This window comes from Lysinibacillus sp. FSL L8-0312 (assembly GCF_038003285.1).
Taxonomy (GTDB): Bacteria; Bacillota; Bacilli; order Bacillales_A; family Planococcaceae; genus Lysinibacillus; species Lysinibacillus fusiformis_D.
The window spans coordinates 2,401,800-2,419,258 of the sequence record NZ_JBBOOV010000001.1 but is presented as its reverse complement, the minus strand read 5'-3'; the positions used below and the strand labels follow the sequence as shown (position 1 = coordinate 2,419,258).

General features: G+C 37.6%; 16 protein-coding genes. 7 read left to right on the top strand and 9 right to left on the bottom strand.

The window, feature by feature from the left end:
* Positions 1-67: 67 nt before the first annotated feature.
* Complete coding sequence (gene serA / locus MHI22_RS12215) at positions 68-1,675, bottom strand: phosphoglycerate dehydrogenase (protein ID WP_271910935.1); 1,608 nt, start codon at positions 1,673-1,675, stop codon at positions 68-70.
* An 806-nt stretch (positions 1,676-2,481) separates the two neighbouring features.
* On the opposite strand from serA, the gene MHI22_RS12210 reads away from it, so the two are divergent.
* Positions 2,482-4,131, top strand: a complete 1,650-nt coding sequence (locus MHI22_RS12210) for an FAD-binding dehydrogenase (RefSeq protein WP_340812094.1) — start codon at positions 2,482-2,484, stop codon at positions 4,129-4,131.
* A gap of 117 nt (positions 4,132-4,248) precedes the next feature.
* On the opposite strand, the gene trhO is transcribed toward MHI22_RS12210, so the two are convergent.
* A complete protein-coding gene (gene trhO, locus MHI22_RS12205) occupies positions 4,249-5,220 on the bottom strand; it encodes an oxygen-dependent tRNA uridine(34) hydroxylase TrhO (RefSeq protein ID WP_058843253.1) in 972 nt (323 codons plus the stop codon).
* A 139-nt stretch (positions 5,221-5,359) separates the two neighbouring features.
* Here trhO and MHI22_RS12200 point away from each other — a divergent pair, with 139 nt between their 5' ends.
* Positions 5,360-6,142: an enoyl-CoA hydratase gene (locus MHI22_RS12200; RefSeq protein WP_340812092.1), complete on the top strand. Its 783-nt coding sequence runs from the start codon at positions 5,360-5,362 to the stop codon at positions 6,140-6,142.
* Positions 6,143-6,189: 47 nt separating this feature from the next.
* On the opposite strand, the gene MHI22_RS12195 is transcribed toward MHI22_RS12200, so the two are convergent.
* Positions 6,190-6,375 carry a YhzD family protein gene (locus tag MHI22_RS12195; RefSeq protein WP_036075853.1) on the bottom strand — a complete coding sequence of 62 codons (186 nt, stop codon included), beginning with the start codon at positions 6,373-6,375 and terminating at the stop codon, positions 6,190-6,192.
* A gap of 247 nt (positions 6,376-6,622) precedes the next feature.
* On the opposite strand from MHI22_RS12195, the gene MHI22_RS12190 reads away from it, so the two are divergent.
* The 4 genes from MHI22_RS12190 to MHI22_RS12175 all read left to right on the top strand — a co-directional run bounded on the left by MHI22_RS12190 (position 6,623) and on the right by MHI22_RS12175 (position 13,150).
* Positions 6,623-7,837: a metallophosphoesterase family protein gene (locus MHI22_RS12190; protein ID WP_340812090.1), complete on the top strand. Its 1,215-nt coding sequence runs from the start codon at positions 6,623-6,625 to the stop codon at positions 7,835-7,837.
* 4 nt (positions 7,838-7,841) lie between these two features.
* Positions 7,842-10,730, top strand: coding sequence for an ATP-binding protein (locus tag MHI22_RS12185; protein ID WP_340812088.1), 2,889 nt, complete (start codon positions 7,842-7,844; stop codon positions 10,728-10,730).
* The gene (yhaM, locus tag MHI22_RS12180; RefSeq protein ID WP_271910929.1) at positions 10,727-11,662 is read left to right on the top strand and encodes a 3'-5' exoribonuclease YhaM; all 936 of its coding nucleotides are present in this window, start codon (positions 10,727-10,729) and stop codon (positions 11,660-11,662) included. Before MHI22_RS12185 ends, yhaM begins: the two co-directional genes overlap by 4 nt.
* Before the next feature lie 183 nt (positions 11,663-11,845).
* On the top strand, positions 11,846-13,150 hold the full coding sequence (locus tag MHI22_RS12175) for a methyl-accepting chemotaxis protein (RefSeq protein ID WP_058843257.1): 1,305 nt from the start codon (positions 11,846-11,848) through the stop codon (positions 13,148-13,150).
* An 82-nt stretch (positions 13,151-13,232) separates the two neighbouring features.
* Here the strand turns inward: MHI22_RS12175 and MHI22_RS12170 are convergent, their stop codons facing one another.
* The gene (locus MHI22_RS12170; protein WP_340809438.1) at positions 13,233-14,213 is read right to left on the bottom strand and encodes a peptidylprolyl isomerase; all 981 of its coding nucleotides are present in this window, start codon (positions 14,211-14,213) and stop codon (positions 13,233-13,235) included.
* A 143-nt stretch (positions 14,214-14,356) separates the two neighbouring features.
* On the opposite strand from MHI22_RS12170, the gene MHI22_RS12165 reads away from it, so the two are divergent.
* Positions 14,357-14,461 (top strand): YjcZ family sporulation protein, encoded by a 105-nt coding sequence (locus tag MHI22_RS12165; RefSeq protein ID WP_004230765.1) that lies wholly within the window; start codon positions 14,357-14,359, stop codon positions 14,459-14,461.
* Between the two features lie 167 nt (positions 14,462-14,628).
* On the opposite strand, the gene MHI22_RS12160 is transcribed toward MHI22_RS12165, so the two are convergent.
* From MHI22_RS12160 to MHI22_RS12140, 5 genes are all read right to left on the bottom strand, one after another.
* Entirely contained in the window at positions 14,629-14,814 is a 186-nt protein-coding gene (locus MHI22_RS12160) for a hypothetical protein (RefSeq protein ID WP_008173337.1), read from the bottom strand.
* A gap of 69 nt (positions 14,815-14,883) precedes the next feature.
* Complete coding sequence (locus MHI22_RS12155) at positions 14,884-15,429, bottom strand: DUF3267 domain-containing protein (protein ID WP_036118042.1); 546 nt, start codon at positions 15,427-15,429, stop codon at positions 14,884-14,886.
* 205 nt (positions 15,430-15,634) lie between these two features.
* Positions 15,635-16,195 carry an HTH-type transcriptional regulator Hpr gene (locus tag MHI22_RS12150; RefSeq protein WP_036117418.1) on the bottom strand — a complete coding sequence of 187 codons (561 nt, stop codon included), beginning with the start codon at positions 16,193-16,195 and terminating at the stop codon, positions 15,635-15,637.
* Between the two features lie 157 nt (positions 16,196-16,352).
* Entirely contained in the window at positions 16,353-16,748 is a 396-nt protein-coding gene (locus MHI22_RS12145) for a YtxH domain-containing protein (RefSeq protein ID WP_036117416.1), read from the bottom strand.
* Between the two features lie 132 nt (positions 16,749-16,880).
* Complete coding sequence (locus tag MHI22_RS12140; RefSeq protein ID WP_036117414.1) at positions 16,881-17,417, bottom strand: tryptophan transporter; 537 nt, start codon at positions 17,415-17,417, stop codon at positions 16,881-16,883.
* Positions 17,418-17,459 lie beyond the last annotated feature (42 nt).

Here is a 17,459-nt window from a genome sequence, read left to right as displayed (position 1 = left end):
AGAAAAGTATCATTTTACCAAAATAAAAAGCAGAGAGTAGAGACTCCCTGCTTCTTGTTATGATTAATTATAGGTTAATGGCTTTTACCTCATCAATGTTTTCAAGCTGTGCTACAAAAACTAAATCTTCTTCAGTTACAACATTATCAACCGTTAGCATCATAACCGCTGTACCACCAACCTGTGCACGGCCAACTTGCATTGTTGCGATATTGATTTCTTTTTCTGCAAGCTTTGTTGCTACACGGCCAATTGCACCTGGTTTGTCCGTATTTTTAATGTAAAGAAGGTGACCTTGTGGAATGACGTCCACAACATAGTCTTCTACTTTTACGATACGTGCACCTAAACCGTTTAATAATGTACCAGCTACTGTATGCGTTTCATTAGCAGTAATAATTTCAATTGTAATTAAGCTTGTAAAGCCTTTAGCAGTTGTTGTTTTGTGCTCATTAATTTTCATGCCGATACGTTCAGATAAGTAACGGGCATTGACATCATTTACATGATTACCATGATTTTTTGCTAATAAGCCTTTTAGTGCATTTGAAGTTAATGGACGTACATCATAGTTTGCTACTTCACCAGCATAAGATAGGTTGATTTCTTTTACAGGCTCTGTTGTTAATTGTGATAGGAATGAACCAAGCTTTTCAGCTAATTCAAAGAAAGGCTCAACTTGTGCAAGAAGCTCTTTCGGAATAGATGGCATGTTTACAGGGTTTGTTACGGTACCTGTTTTATAAAATTTAATGATGTCATTTGATACATCAACCGCAACAGATTCTTGTGCTTCAATTGTCGATGCACCTAAGTGAGGCGTTGCGATTACCTGTGGTAATGTCAGTAGCTTATGATCTGTTGCTGGTTCAGAAACAAATACATCTAGGGCAGCACCAGCTACTTTTCCTGCTACGATTGCATCATATAAATCATCTTCATTGATAATTCCACCACGTGCACAGTTAATGATACGCACGCCATCTTTCATCATCGCAAATTTTTCTTTATTAATAAGATTACGTGTTTCAGGAAGAAGTGGTGTATGAACTGTAATGAAATCTGCTACTTCGCAAATTTCTTCAACTGTTGCTTTTGTTACACCTAATTCTTTTGCACGTTCATCTGTTAGGAAAGGATCGTATGCCATAACATTCATACGTTGACCTTTTGCACGATAAGCTACTTCAACACCGATTCGTCCAAAGCCTACAACACCCAACGTTTTATTTTTTAGCTCAACACCAACATAAGATTTGCGATCCCATTTTCCATTTTTTAATGTATTAAAAGCTTGTGGAATATGACGGGCAAGTGAAGTCATCATTGCGATTGTATGCTCAGCAGCTGAGTTTGTGTTACCATCTGGTGCGTTGACAACGATAATGCCATGTTCAGTAGCAGCAGCAAGGTCAATATTATCGACACCCACACCAGCACGACCAATTAATTTTAAGTTTTTAGCTGCTTCGATCACTTCACGTGTCACAGTTGTTTGAGAACGAACAAGTAATACATCCACATCTGCAATTTTAGCGATTAATTGTTCTGGTGCAAGACCAGTGTCTACAATAATGTTTAAATCTAAATCTTGCTCCTGACGTAATGGGAAAATACCATCCTCACTTAGTGGATCAGCGATAAATACGTTAATGTTTTTTGTTGCAGTAGTCATTATAATTATCTCCTTTTTAATAAATATGGGTTGTGGATTTATCTACGACAGTCTGAAATTTGTAAAATTCGAACATCTTACAGCATGCAAACGATCTCCTTTCTAAATCGAAAACAATATAAAAAGCCTTCCACGCCTTACAGACACAGTTATTGTGTTGTAAGGGGCGAAAGGCTGAATAAACATTGGTTCGCGGTACCACCCTTAATCACTGCTGGAAAATTTATTCTGGCAGTCTTAGCTATATGCGTAACGCGCATGGGACGGATAAGCTTACTGTTAAGTTGTTCGGCTTATCTATTCTGGAGTGGAACTATTATCGTAGAAATCACTGATTTACACCAACCATCAGCTCTCTTTGGATTTTCTTGTGACTAGTATGTCTCCGTCGTTATATTTTGTGTGATTAAATTTGTTAACATCATAATCCCTATTGTTCACCTTTGTCAACGATATTTCTGAAAAACTTAAAAAATATAGACTTCAAAAGTCTGAATAATAACTAAAAACGAACGTTGTTTGTTTTCTTAGTGTTTAATATTCGTCTTTTTGGAGGATACAATGAAAGCGTTAACGATATTTGAAAAGTGCGATAGTATCAGTGTTCCATGTAGTTTACGGTTAAAAAATTATATGGTAATTAAATGGAATAAATTAGATGATTTATGCTATTCCTTGATGATTTTAGTGTGAGAAAGCGAACATTTTCGCTTGTCACATTTTAGACAAAAAATTAGATTTTAGAAGGTAAACAGGCTGTGAGAGAAGAATGTTAGTTAAGGATGATTTGATTTGGGGGTGTAAAAATGCAGTACGATGTTGCAATAGTTGGTGCTGGACTTGCGGGTTTAGTTGCTGCTTGTGAGTTAATCGATGCAAAGAAAAAAGTTCTTTTAGTAGATCAAGAGCCTGAAAATTCAATAGGGGGACAGGCATATTGGTCTTTTGGTGGGATATTTTTAGTAAATTCTCCAGAGCAGCGAAGGCTTGGAATTAAAGATAGTAAAGAACTGGCGTGGCAAGATTGGCAAGGAACTGCAGGCTTTGATCGTTTAGAAGATGAGGATTCGTGGGCTTATAAATGGGCCAGAGCCTATGTTGATTTTGCTGCAGGTGAAAAATATGACTGGTTAAAGTCAAAAGGTATCAAATTTTTCCCTGTGGTTGGATGGGTAGAACGGGGAGGCTCTTTAGCGGGAGGACATGGCAATTCTGTACCAAGATTTCATATTGTATGGGGAACTGGTCCTGGCATAGTAAAGCCATTTGTAAATAAAGTAAAGCAAGCTATGAAAGATGGATTTATCGATTTTAGACCAAGACATCGTGTGGATGAATTTATACAACATGATGGAACAATTACAGGAATCAGTGGAACAGTGCTAGCAGAAACCTTTATTAATCGAGGTGAAAAAAGTTCGAGATTGGGGATTGGAGAATTTTCCTACGAAGCCGATGCCGTGATTGTAGCAAGTGGCGGTATTGGGGCTAATTTTGATTTAGTAAGAAAAAATTGGCCTGCACGACTTGGGACTCCTCCTAAAAATATGGTATGTGGTGTGCCAGCTTACGTTGATGGGAGAATGCTAGAAATCACAGAACATGCTGGAGGACGTATTGTAAACCGTGATCGCATGTGGCATTACACAGAGGGATTAAGAAATTGGGATCCAATTTGGCCCAACCATGGCATTCGTATTTTACCAGGGCCTTCCTCCTTATGGTTTGATGCAGAAGGTAATCGATTCCATGCACCCAACTTCCCAGGCTTTGATACGCTCAGTACGTTAGAGGCAATTCAAAAAACAGGTTATGATTACTCTTGGTTTATTTTAACGGAAAAAATTATTGAGAAGGAATTTGCACTATCTGGTTCAGAACAAAACCCAGATTTAACAAACAAAAGCATTAGTGATGTGCTTAAGCGTATAATGCCAGGTCCACCAGCCCCTATCCAAGCTTTTAAAAATCATGGCGAAGATTTTGTGATTGCACATGATTTAAAAGAACTAGTAGAAGGCATGAATAAACTAGCAGGGAATGAGCTACTGGATTTCATGAAAGTGAAAGAGCAAATCTTGGCAAGGGATCGAGAAATGGACAATAAGTTTACGAAGGATTTACAGGTTAACGCTATTCATGGGGCAAGGCATTATATTGGAGATAAATTAGTGCGTGTTGCCAAACCACATAAAATTCTAGATACTAAAAATTGGCCATTAATTGCCGTACGTTTAAACATTCTAACTAGGAAAACCTTGGGTGGCTTACAAACAAATTTAAATGGTGCGGTGTTGGGTATGGATGGTCAACCTATACCAGGTTTATTTGCTGCTGGTGAAGTAAGTGGCTTCGGTGGCGGGGGTGTTCATGGCTATCGTGCTTTAGAAGGGACATTTGTCGGAGGCTGTTTATTTAGTGGACGGCAGGTTGGGCGCTATTTAGCGCAGGAATAATAAGAAAAAGAGCATCGTTCATCAGGACGATGCTCTTTTTGGATGGGCTAGTAGATGGCTTACTATTTTAAGGTTTAGACCATTTACGCACACGGCTAAACCCTATCTCACCAAGTATTAACGATTTGCGTTTTGAATCTCTGCAATCTTAGCAATTTGCTCCTCAACCTGCTCCTTCGTCCAACCATTCTCTTCGACAAAGAAATTGCGTTCTGCACGGCGGCAATCATCTGAACAGCTACGCATATAAAATGCTTCGTGTTTTTCCTCACATAACATTAATTTATGACATTCAGGGTTTGCACAGTTTGTATAACGTTCAGAAGGTTCACCTGTGAAGTAATCCTTCCCAACGATGACATGCTCAACCTGATTAATCGGTACACTTCGACGACGGTCAAAAACAAACATCTGACCATCCCATAGCTGGCCCTTTACTTCAGGATCTTTTGCATAGGTTGCAATACCACCGTGTAATTGACCAACACTTTTACCATAGCCTTCACGTTTTAGCCAACCAGAGAATTTTTCACAGCGAATACCACCTGTGCAGTAAGTTAAAATCTTTTTATCTGCAAAATCTTCTTTATGTGCTTCCATCCAAGCTGGAAGGTCACGGAAGGTTTCAATATCAGGTCGTACAGCACCTTTGAAATGACCAATATCATATTCATAGTCATTTCGGGCGTCGATAATCACAGTGTTCTCTTCTTGCATTTGTTCCATAAATTCTTTAGGCGATAAATAATCGCCTGTGATTTCCAAAGGATTAATATCATGCTCCAAACCTAAATGGACAATTTCCTGACGAGGACGTACATGCATTTTCTTAAAGGTATGTCCTTCCACCTCATCGATTTTCCACATAATATCACTAAAACGAGCATCTGCCTTCATATGATTCCTATAAGCATCTGTTTGCTCAACGGTACCAGAAACGGTGCCATTAATGCCTTCAGAGCCTACTAAAATACGTCCAAGAAGTCCAATTTCTTTACATAATGCTAAATGTTCTTCTGCAAATGCTACAGGGTCTTCAATTGTAATATATTTATAATAAAGTAATACACGATAGTCCTTCTGTATCAAAATACGTTACCACCTTTAACTCAATATTCGTCCTTTAATATAGCATAACAAGAGCAATTTTGCTTAGAGTAGAAGGAGTTTTCTAAAAAAACACGAATAGTACATAGTGAATGACTATTCATATTTGGGGGTAATAGAGATGGAATTTTCAACGATTACTTTAGAAAAATTAGAACGTCGTGCAACGTTAACATTGAATCGTCCGCAGGCGATGAATGCTATGGATGATGTTATGATGCGAGAACTCGCAGAATGCTTTGAGGCTCTCCAACAGGAACAAAATATACAGGTGCTTGTTATTCGTGGAGAAGGAAAAGTCTTTTCTGCGGGTGGCGATATCAAGGCTATGTTAGATGAAAATAAACCATTAAATATTGATGAGGCAATGGTCTATCTTTCACGTATTGTGAAAGCGTATTATCAGTTACCAATGATTGTGATTGCGGCTGTTCATGGTGCATCGGCAGGTCTAGGGTTTAGTCTAACACTTGGGGCAGATATAGTTGTGGCTTGTGAAAATAGTAAGCTAGCTATGAATTTCATTGGAATAGGACTAATCCCAGATGGAGGTGGTCATTTCTTCATGAAGGAACGTGTGGGGACTGTTAAAGCGAAACAGATGATTTGGGAGGGGAAGGTATTAACAGCAAAAGAAGCATTAGATGAAGGGCTTATTGACTTTATTGCACCAGAGGATACTGTATTTGCCATGGCAGATCAGCTTGTTGGTAAAATGCTTGCGTCACCTATTTCTTCCATGATTACAACGAAAAAAATTCTACATGCTCAAAATTTGCCTCAGCTAGAAAATATCCTAGCTTTAGAAGCAGAGGGGCAATCCGCTATGCGTAAAACAACAGATCATCTAGAAGGCATTCATGCATTTGTAGAGAAAAGAATGCCTGTCTTTGTAGGAAAATAACAATCATAAAAGGCGCGTAGCAACATTGACTACGTGCCTTTTAGCCACTAAACATGGAATAAAATTAATTTACCCGAAGCGTTTACAAGACGATGAGTTTTGTCGGCAACACCTTTTTCCTCAATTTGTTGTTGTCCGTTTAGTTTAGCAGCCTCATCATTTTCAAATGTCCAAGTTTCATCAAATAATGTTTCCCCTGTTTTTTCAAAAGCTGTAAAACGATAATTCTCCATACAAACCCCACCCTTTTACTTAAATATATTTCTATTATACATAGAAGATTTATAAACTTCACGGTAAAACTAGTGAATTTTTTGATAAATTACGAAAATTGTGGAAAAAGTAAGGCAATGCTGTTTTTTATGTAATACCATTTTTCATAAAACGTGAACTATGATAAAATAGAACAAATATTCGGTTTTGTTTAGTGAACATATTACGGTACAGAGGCGATAATTATCTACTATTTGAGGTGATTGGATGACAGCAATTCGTTTTTTTCATTTGGCAGATTTACATTTAGATAGTCCATTTAAAGGTTTATTTGGATTACCTGAGCACATTTTAAAGAACATTAGGTCGAGTACTTTTGAAGCATTCGATAAAATGATCCATAAAGCAATTCAAGAGAAACCTGATTTTATATTAATTGTTGGAGATATTTATGATGGTGAAAATCGTAGCTTGCAAGCACAACGAAGATTTCAGGATGCAATGGAAAAGCTCTTCCAACACAACATCCCTGTAATTGTGAGCTATGGTAACCACGATCATTTAAATGGCACTTGGACACGCTTTGCTTTGCCAAGCAATGTCTATGAACTACCAGCGGAAACGACCGTGGTTCAATTAAAAATCCGAGGCCAGCAAGTAAATATATATGGTTTCAGCTATCATGAACGCCATTTAAAGGAATCAGTTATTGAAAGTTATCCAATTGCACAGGATCAGCATGCCATTCATATTGGTATGCTACACGGCAGTGAGGCAGGCAACACGACCCATGATGTTTACGCCCCCTTCACTAAGCAGCAGTTGATAGAAAAGAACTATCATTATTGGGCTTTGGGACATATTCATAAACGACAGCTTTTACATCAAAACCCTCCCATTGTTTATCCAGGCAATATTCAAAGTCGACATCGTAAAGAACAAGGACTGAAAGGCTTTTATGACGTGACGTTATCCCAAACATCGAATGAGCTAGATTTTATCCCTACATCTACTGTCGTTTATAACACGATAGAAGTGGATTGTACGAATGTTGTACATGCCAATGAATTACTAAAAAGATGTTCGGAAGCGATCACAACGAATAGGACGAAGTACGGGGCATCAGTAGTTGAGCTTCACCTGCAAAACATTGATGAACAAACGGAAGCTTTATTTGAACACGCAACTGTAGATGCATGGTTAGATACTGTGCGAGAGACGGAGGAAGGCATTGAGCCGATGTGTTGGGTACAAAAGTTGGTATTGCAGAAGACAGCAAGTCTTTATGAGCAGACAGCAGCAACTCAATCCGTTGTCAGCTTAATGGAGCAGTGGGACAGTAATGAATGGAAAGATATTCTAAAAGATTTATACCAATATGCTGGTGGTGCAAGGCTGATAGAGCCACTAAATGACAAGGATATTGAAAACTTAACGCAAAATGCACAGGCATTATTGGCAGAAGAAATTCAAAGGGCGTGATCACATGCTGACTATACAAAAAATCCAAATATATGGCTTTGGTAAGCATGAAAACATCACCATTTCCTTAAATGAGGGTGTCACTATTTTTTATGGATTAAATGAAGCAGGAAAGACGACGATTCAGCAGTTTATACTACAAATGCTCTTTGGTTTCCCTATACGGCAGCAGGCACAGCGCAAATATGAACCAAAAGTTTCGACGAAATATGGTGGTCAGCTCACACTCGTGCATCCTATTTATGGCCAGTGCACTATTGAACGTGTGAAAGGAAAGGCAGCAGGCGATGTTTCTGTTTATCTAGAGGATGGGACAACGGGACACGAGGAACTATTAACTAAGCTTTTATATGGGTATTCTAGAACGTCCTTTGAATCCATTTTTTCATTTTCATTGCACGAGCTACAGGGCATTGAAAAAATGTCAGAGGAGGAGCTAACCCATTTGCTACTAGCTTCTGGCACAACGGGGGTTCAACATTTATCAGCTCTTGAAAAGAAGATGGAGAAAGAGGCAAATGAGCTGTTTAAAAAAACAGGTAAAGTACCCGTAATTAATCAAAAGGTTGAGCAATTAAAGCAGCTTGAGCGTACGATTAAACAGGAGCAGGGAAAGATTCTAACATTTGAGGACAAATTAAAGCAATTACAACTACTTGAGCATAATCTAGAAAAGCTTTATAGTACGCAAAAACTGCTGCAACAACAATGGCAGCAGTTAACGATTCAAAAGCAGGCACTTCCTCTCCTCAAACAGCAACAGATTTTACAGCAGACACTGGTCAATTATCAACATGTACAGTTTCCGCCAGAAGGTATAAGACGCTATGAGCAATTAAAGGATCGTCTATTACACGAAAGTCAGCAGCTAATGCAATTAAAGGAGCAATATCAAACATTACAAGATCAAGTACTTACCATAGCGGATGAGCATACGGTCAATGAAATGGCTCGTCTTATGCAAAAAGAGGCAACGTGGCATCAGCTGATGGTGAAGGAGCAAAATTTACATGATGATCTCTTTATGTTTGAGCAAGAAATAAAAGCACAGTTTCGTTTATTAGGCGTACTCGAGACAGAGGCACAGGAGAATCTTCTCGAAGAAACGGTTTCACTCCAGCAGGAACAACAATTTCAGCTTCAATTAAGTAAATTGGAGGAGGCAGAGGGGGAGCTAAAGTTTCATCTACGCTCACTAGAGCAAGTCCATCTAGAATTAGAGACAATTGCCAAACAAAAGCAACGGCTCATGCAAGAGTCATTAACAAATGAAGAAGAACATATTTTAGCACAGTGGCCCCAACAAAAGCGTAAGCTTGAGCAATTACGTGCGGCCAAATCGCAACGTAGTAAACAAAAGCAACCTCATTATTTTAGCTGGCTTGTACTGCTAATCGGTTTATTGTCATTGATTTATGGTGTATTTGAAAAAAACATAGTTGCGACCATTATCGGAGCTGTTTTATCATTGCTGACTCTGTTATTTATCCGATATGTTAAACAAGCGGATGAGCCTACTAGTAAAGAGCATAGTTCCCTTCTTCGAGAGTTAGAGCAGGAGGAAATGACGGTACAAGCAGTGCTATTAAAGAAGCAAAGATATGAAGATCGTTGGGTACACGTCAATGAACAGCAAAAGGAGAAGGAGCAGCAATACGCTTCTCTTGAATATAAAATTCAACAGGCTGAGATAGAGAGTGAAGAAGCCACTCACACACTCCAGCATTTTTTAAAACGTTATCGATTACAGGGAACAATCGCCAGAACGTTAATGCCCGAATTATTTATGCGTATTCGGAGTGTGCAAGAGCTAGCAGCTAAAAAAAATAGTACCCTAAGCCTTATGCAAGAAGTTCAAAAAGAAAAGCAGTATATTTATAAACAGCTTCAACAGGTTTTAGAGGGAGCCTATGATGAACAGGAAATATATATGTATTTACGGACAGCCTACCTTGAAGCACAACAACATCAACAGCAAGTACAGCAAACAAAAGAACAGCTAGCTGGCCTGAAGATAAAAATGGATGGTGGGCAATCAAAACTGGACCGTTATACAACTGAAATGGCTGAGCTATTGAATGAAGCACAAGTTCCAAACGAGCAGGCTTATTATGAAATGTATGAGCAATTTGAGCAGCAAAAAAACATCATGACAGAGTTACAAACGGTTCAGGCTCAACTCGCCTCACTCAATCTTCCACAGCGAGAGAGTCTAGTGGAGGATACTGTTAACGAGGATATACATGCTTTAGAACAAGAGCAAAATTCAACGCAGCTAGCGATCGACCAATGTCTTGCGCAACGTGCTGCTTTGCTCATTGAAAAAGATCAGCTATTAAATGATGAAAAGTATGGGCAATTGCTACAACAGTTTGAGCAGGAGAAAGCAGAATTGCAGCAGCTGATTGAGCAATGGGCAACTAAAAAAGCTGTTGCGACAGCCATTCACGAAACATTATTCCGCCTACGTGAAGAAAAATTACCTCATGTCCTTGTGGAGGTGAATGCGATTTTCCGTTTACTAACAGGGGGAAGATACGATAAACTTTCGATTCATGATGAAGGTTATTTTGTTGCACAAGATGTAGCAGGATTACGTTATCAAATGGCTGAATTATCTCAGGCTACCAAAGAACAAGCCTATATTGCATTACGTCTGGCCCTTGCAAAAACACTAGTGAGCACTGCTCCATTTCCAATTATTATGGACGATCCATTTGTCCATTTTGATCGAAACCGTACAAACAAAATGGTACAATTAATGAAAGAAGTAGGATATGAACGTCAAATTTTATATTTTACTTGTCATGATACAATGCTCAAACATTGGCAGAAAGAGCAAATTGTCGATATAGGAGCATTAGCAAATGAAAGGGGAGTGGCGTCAACATGAAAGGGATTACGACGCTCCAAGTTGGAGAAGCAGTTGATCAATTTTTATTAATAAAACAAGCGACAAAAGGTGTTACAACCGTTGGAAAGCCATTTATGTCGCTATTACTACAAGATAAAAGTGGAGATATTGAGGCAAAGCTCTGGGATACAAATGAGGATCATGAAAAAATGTATCATGCTGAGGCCATTGTACGTGTAGGTGGAGAGATTCACGACTATAGAGGAAAGAATCAATTGCGTATCAAATCTATTCGTGTTGCCAAGCCAGAGGAAGGTATTGCGATCGATGATTTAGTACCATCCTCTGCAACACCAAAAGAACAATTGTATGAAGAATTGACACAATTTTTCTTTGATATTAAAAATCCAAATATCTCACGTATTACAAGAGCGGCTATTAAAAAACATTATGATGCCATCTTAGTTTTTCCGGCAGCAACTAAAAACCATCATGACTATGCGTCTGGTTTATTAGATCATATGGTGTCCATGCTCAAACTAGGAAAAGCCATTGCTGATTTATATCCAACACTTAATCGTGACCTGTTATATGCAGGCATTATTTTGCATGATATTGGCAAGGTTGTGGAGTTGTCTGGGCCTGTTGCCACGATGTATACAGTGGAGGGCAATTTATTAGGTCACATTACCATTATGGTGAATGAAATTGCCAAAATTGCAAGTGAGCTAGAAATTGAAGGCGAAGAAGTCATGCTGTTGCAGCATATGGTATTGTCTCACCATGGGAAAGAAGAGTGGGGGAGTCCGAAAAAACCGATGCTTCAAGAAGCGGAAATCTTACATTATATTGATAATATAGACGCGAAGATGAACATGCTAACAAGAGCATTAGGGAAAACGACACCAGGTGAATTTACTGAGCGGCTTTTCCCACTTGATAATCGTTCATTCTATAAGCCTTCTATTTAAAAAGTAATATGATTAAGCCCCTAACCTGTTGAGAAATTGATAATTGATGTTGCTTATTGACTAACCTATACTGATTTCGATAAGTCTAAATATGCATATGTGTAATTTTAGTACCTAACTATTGTACCAATGCTAGTATTTATTTTAGAATAAAGAGAGAAATGATAGGAATGGGGAAGAGCAATGGAAACAGAGGGACTTTTTTCACGGGAAATTAAGTTTTGGAAAAGTTTAATTTTCAAAATGATACTAGCTATAGGTATAAGTTTATTTATTAGCTCGCATATCTCAGAATTTGTTAGTCATCAATTTGAAAAAGTAGTACATTTAAACGGCAGTGCAGGTGTTGCCATTAATACGTTTATTTCGTTATTTATTGGTACAGTCATTATTTCGTTATGTACGAGATATATCGTCCTAAAACGTGTAAAGCGTGTATTAAAGGCTATGACACAGGCGGCTGATGGTGATTTAACGGTACGCATTGACGACCGTTTCAAAGATGAAATTGGACAATTATCCACTGAATTTAATCATATGTTAGAGCAAATTGGCACGGTTATTGAAAAGACGAATAAAGCATCTGCGGATGTCTCGACTTATACAAAGGAATTTACAACGATTACAGAGCAAAGTAGTCACACGGTTGAAACCATTTCTGATGCTATTGGAGATATTGTTTCCAGTGCGGAAGGACAATTGAAGCAAATGGACCTTTTATCTGAATCCGCTAATCTAATTTCCAAAGATATGGACCATGCATCTTCTGCTGTACAGGCTGTTGCAGATATAGCGAATGAAACAAATCAAAAGGCTGATTTAGGTTTACAGCTAATTGAGCAAACGATTGATAAAATGAATACGATTAATGATTCTGTTCACCAATCAACAGAAGTTGTGAATGCTTTAGGTGAAAAATCAAAGGAAATTAGTACGATTGTCTCGTTAATTACAAGCATTACCGATCAAACAAACCTGCTTGCATTGAATGCATCTATTGAGGCGGCTCGAGCAGGAGAGGCTGGAAAAGGCTTCGCGGTTGTTGCGGATGAAGTTAGAAAGTTGGCAGAGGAATCTGGGAAGGCTGCTGACAATATTCGAACACTAGTGGATGATATATTAAACCAAACTTCCGGTGCTGTTTTCGCTATTAATAGTGGCACACAATATGTAGATGAAGGGCGAGAGGCTGTTGAACAGACAGGTGATGCCTTTAAAAATATTGTGGAATATGTACAACAGATTAGCCAACGTACAACGGAAGTTACGGATATCGTATGGCGCGTTAATGAGAAGGCAAGCCAAACAGATTCTGCTGTAAAAGAAATTGTAGGTATGGCGAATGGCACATCTTCAGGTATGCAGCATATTGCTTTATCCATAGAGCAACAAAGTACTTCTAATGAGGAAATTGCGAGCGCGGCAAATGTCCTTCAAACGATGTCAAATGACTTACAAGCTGAAATTAGCCAATTTAAAGTGAAATAGAGAAGGAAAAAGGAGCATCTGATTTGTCAGATGCCCCTTTTTGTTGTGGATATTGTTCAATTGATAAACAATATTCCCTCGATTATTTAGATTCCTTGTCCGTATCTTCTGCTTTGTCTTCAGAATCTTCTTTAGCAGCTTTGTCTTCTGCTTTTTTAGCTGCTTCTTCAGCTGCTTTTGCCTGTTCTTCACTTGTTGTTGTGAAGAATTCTAGTGAATCTTTTAAATCTTTATCAGATGTTTTAACATTCGCATCTTTAGCCATTTTTGCAATGATATCTTTTAGAATAGCTTGAGCTTCACCTGTTTGGTTTAGTTTATTTAACATTGTTGAACGAATGTTTTCTTCTTCATCTTTAAATGCACCGACACCTTTTACATCACGCTTCTCCGTAATTTCAATTACATGATAACCAAAGCTAGATTTTACTGGCTCACTCAATGTATTTAATTCAAGAGCGTAAGCAGCATCGTTAAATTCATCTACCATTGCACCAACAGAGAACCATCCAAGCTCTCCACCTTTTTGAGCAGAACCTGTATCTGTTGAGTACTCTTTTGCTACATCCTCAAACTTAGCGCCGCCCTTAATTTTTTCAATGACTTCTTTAGCTGTTTTTTCATCTGCTACTAAAATATGACGACCATTAAGTTCTGTTTTCATTTGCTCGTAGTATTTTTTCACATCTTCTTCTTTAATTGCTTGATCTTTTAAAGCTTTCTCTTGAAGAAGTTGAACACGTAAAGAATCTTTAAAGCCCTGTTCTGTTAAGCCACTTTCAGCAAGTGCTTGTGTAAAGCCTTCACCAAATTGTGAAGCTGTTGTGTCATAAGCTTCTTTAATTTCTTTATCTGTTACTTCATATTTGTCAGCTAAAACTTTTTCAGTCACCAATTGTTGCATTACATATGAGCCTGTTAAAGCTTTTGCCTTTTCATTAAAATCAGCTACTGAAATATCGCCCACTTTAGAAGTAACGATGGCTTTGCTGTCTCCGCCGCTACAAGCACCAAGCGCTAATACAGATGCAGCTAGAGTTAAAGATAAAACTGTCTTTTTCATAGTGGATATTCTCTCCTAACATGGTTTCGTCCATTTTTTACTATAACATAAACGTTTTAAAAACAAAATGGTTCCCCCTTGAGTATTGCCTATATTTCAAATTTTGAAGCGCATAGGATATAGAAAAGAAAGGGGGTGAAGTTATGGGCAACGGAGGATACGGTGGCGGTGGCTACGGCTCAGGCTTTGCTTTATTAGTTGTGTTATTTATTTTATTAATTATCGTTGGTGCAGCGTTCCTATACTAATTAATAAAACAGCGAAAAGCTAAGAGCTCTAACTCTTAGCTTTTCTTAACAATGTTAGACATTCGCGCCGCATGCCTTAGATACTACCAATCTTCTTGGTTAGAAAAAGTTGTTGCATGGGGGGCTCGACTTATTCTTCGAGCGTGCGGACGGGCGCGGATGTACTGTTATACTGCATATAAAATTTCAATATAGAATGAGACAAGTAATATGGTAATAAGTATATTTATAGTTCGGAATATTTTTGGTTGGTTTTCTTCGGGAATTTCACGTCGCATGCATAGAGCATATGTCATGCGGTTAATTTGAAATAAATAGAATACCGAGAATAGAACTACAATCATTAATAGCAAGTCTATTCCTCCCCTCTTTCAATAGTAATAGCATAACAAAGAACGTCATTAAAAAACAAGTACAAGCATTTAGTGAACGGTTGGTGGAACTAAAATTTCATAACCTTTAGGAGTTTCCTCTATTTGCGAATTTTTAGGTGAGTGCAAAAGGTATTTCACGTAAAGGATATCAATCAAACATAGACTACAATGATAGGCTAGCAGCAATGTACCATAATGTGTGTATGCCGGTAAAAGCCAAGTTCCTATTATAATACTTGTGTTTAGAATGATAAAAGGCGTAAGTAATGCTAAGATGTAACGATTTTTTGATAAAGGCTCACGAATACGCATGTGTAAAACTGGAATTATATAAAATTGAGTACGTACACGCAATTTTAAATGCTGGCGTAAATCGTATAGTGCCAGAAAATGTAAAAATTTATGAACTGGATAAAGTGTTAAGGCTGCTATGACAAAGAGCCAGAATAAACGATCTGTATAATGCTCCTCGTTGAATAAATTAAACAATACATACGAAACAGAAAAGACCGACAAAAAGGTAATAACACTCATTATAATAATACGCGTAGTACCGTAATGATGTTCTAGATTTAAAATTTTCCAACAATGCATGGCTTAGTATCAACTCCGAAATAGGAAGTGTCCTATTTAATGTAAATTGAATGATGTTAGAATGCAAGAAAAAGGAGGTATTTCAGAAATATTTCTGAAATACCTCCTTTCACATGATTTATTCCTGAATGAACAGTAGTATACCTCATTATGTTCAACTAATAAATAAGGGCAGGAAAAATTTTGTGCAGTTTGAAGCTTCGTCTTATCCTTTTACAGGTGTGCGTTCTTCTAGTGTGTCAAAGGAATCGCGGAAATGTTGGAAGGAACGTTCGAAAATATCGATGAAATCCTCACCATAAATATTACGAATAACAGCCATCACATCTAAAAAATCTGGGAAACGGCCATATAGATCTTTTAATGCTAGTGATCCTTCTAATACGGAATGATACGTATTATGGTAGTTTTTATTCATCTCTATAATGAGCTCTGTCCCAGTTTCAGTTAGCTCCACGTAAGTATTACGTTTGTCGTCATCACGCTTCGAAAATTTAAGGAAGCCACGCTCTTCTAACTTTTTGGAGAAATTAAATGCGGTAGAAACGTGCATCACGCCAAATTTTGCTACATCTGAAATGGATGCTCCTTTTAAATGATATGAAATCCATAAAATATGGTGTTCATTAATATTTAGATCATAAGGTTTAATCCATTGTTGCCAATCTTTTTCTACCGCTTTCCATAGCGCTTTAGATAACTGTGCGATTCTTTGACTATAAAGCATCGCTTCTTTTTGTGTATATAATTCCTCTGACAAAGCCATCACCTACTGCTTTCTTTCACATTTTTAAAAATATTATAGCAGTAAAGAAAAAAAGTTTAAAGTTAGAAAAATTAAAAAATTGAAAAGTGGTTAAAAAATAATATTATAGTAATGATTTTTGATAAAAAAATAGATTTTTTACCATTCGGAAAGGACTTTAGTCGCTAACTTTTTCTTGTGGTTTTTTCTTATTTTCTGTAATTTGTGCAATGTTTTTCTCGATTTCGCTAATCGAATTCTGTAATGCATCTAATTCTTGTTGCAAATTATTTTTAGTTGGTTCGATTTCTTCAGTGAAAGTTGTAATTGTTTGTTTTAAATCATTTATTATTTGTGGGATATTATTTTTTACTTCAATTGTTAAAGTGTTGACAGATTGTTTAACAGTCCCTACTTGTTGTTTGACATCAAGGAGCATTCCTTTTGTCTGATCGACATTTTGTTTGACAGAAGCACGTAGCTGTTGTCCTGATTGTGGCGTTGAAAAAAGTACAGCGACTGTCCCACCGATAATGCCTGTTGTTAGTCCAAGTAAAAATGGTTTTGCTTTCATATTGATACCTCATTTCTAGTCATGTTTATCTACTATTAAACCATGAATTGTACAAATACAAAAAGAAAAAAGAAACTAGACGAGTGATTTACCACCACCGTTTAGTTTCTTTTAATTATTTTAAGTAAGTGTTTATGATATTTGAGAAATGGCTGTATTGAATTTAGAACGCTTCACTAATTTTGTGACAATGGGATAAATGACGGCAAAAGCAACGACATTAAATGCGACAGCTGGCAGGACAACGCCAATAAATAACATCGCAAACGTTGCACCAACATTTGCATTGAACACAAAAAGTGCTACGGCTAAAAAGACAGTTCCTGAAAGAATAGTTCCTAATCCAACTAAGATAGCTGATACAGCGAAATGATTTGCTAGTTTTTTGAGAATCAATAAAGCGGCTAAAAAGACAAAGCCTGTTACTGCTTTATCAATAATATTTGGGACAAGACCTGCTGGGAATGTTGTAAATAAACCTGAAAGTACGCCTGTTGAAAGCGAAAGTAAGAACGTTTCTTTCACAGTGGGGAACAATAAAATGCCAATAAACATCATTGTTAACATGAAATCAGGTTTCATGCCATTCACCATACCTGGTGTCACCACATAAAGGGCTGCACCAACACCTACTAATAATGCCATTAATACTAAATTTTTTGTATTCATCTGTATCTCTCCTCGACTAAGCTAATCTATTTGTCTCCTAAC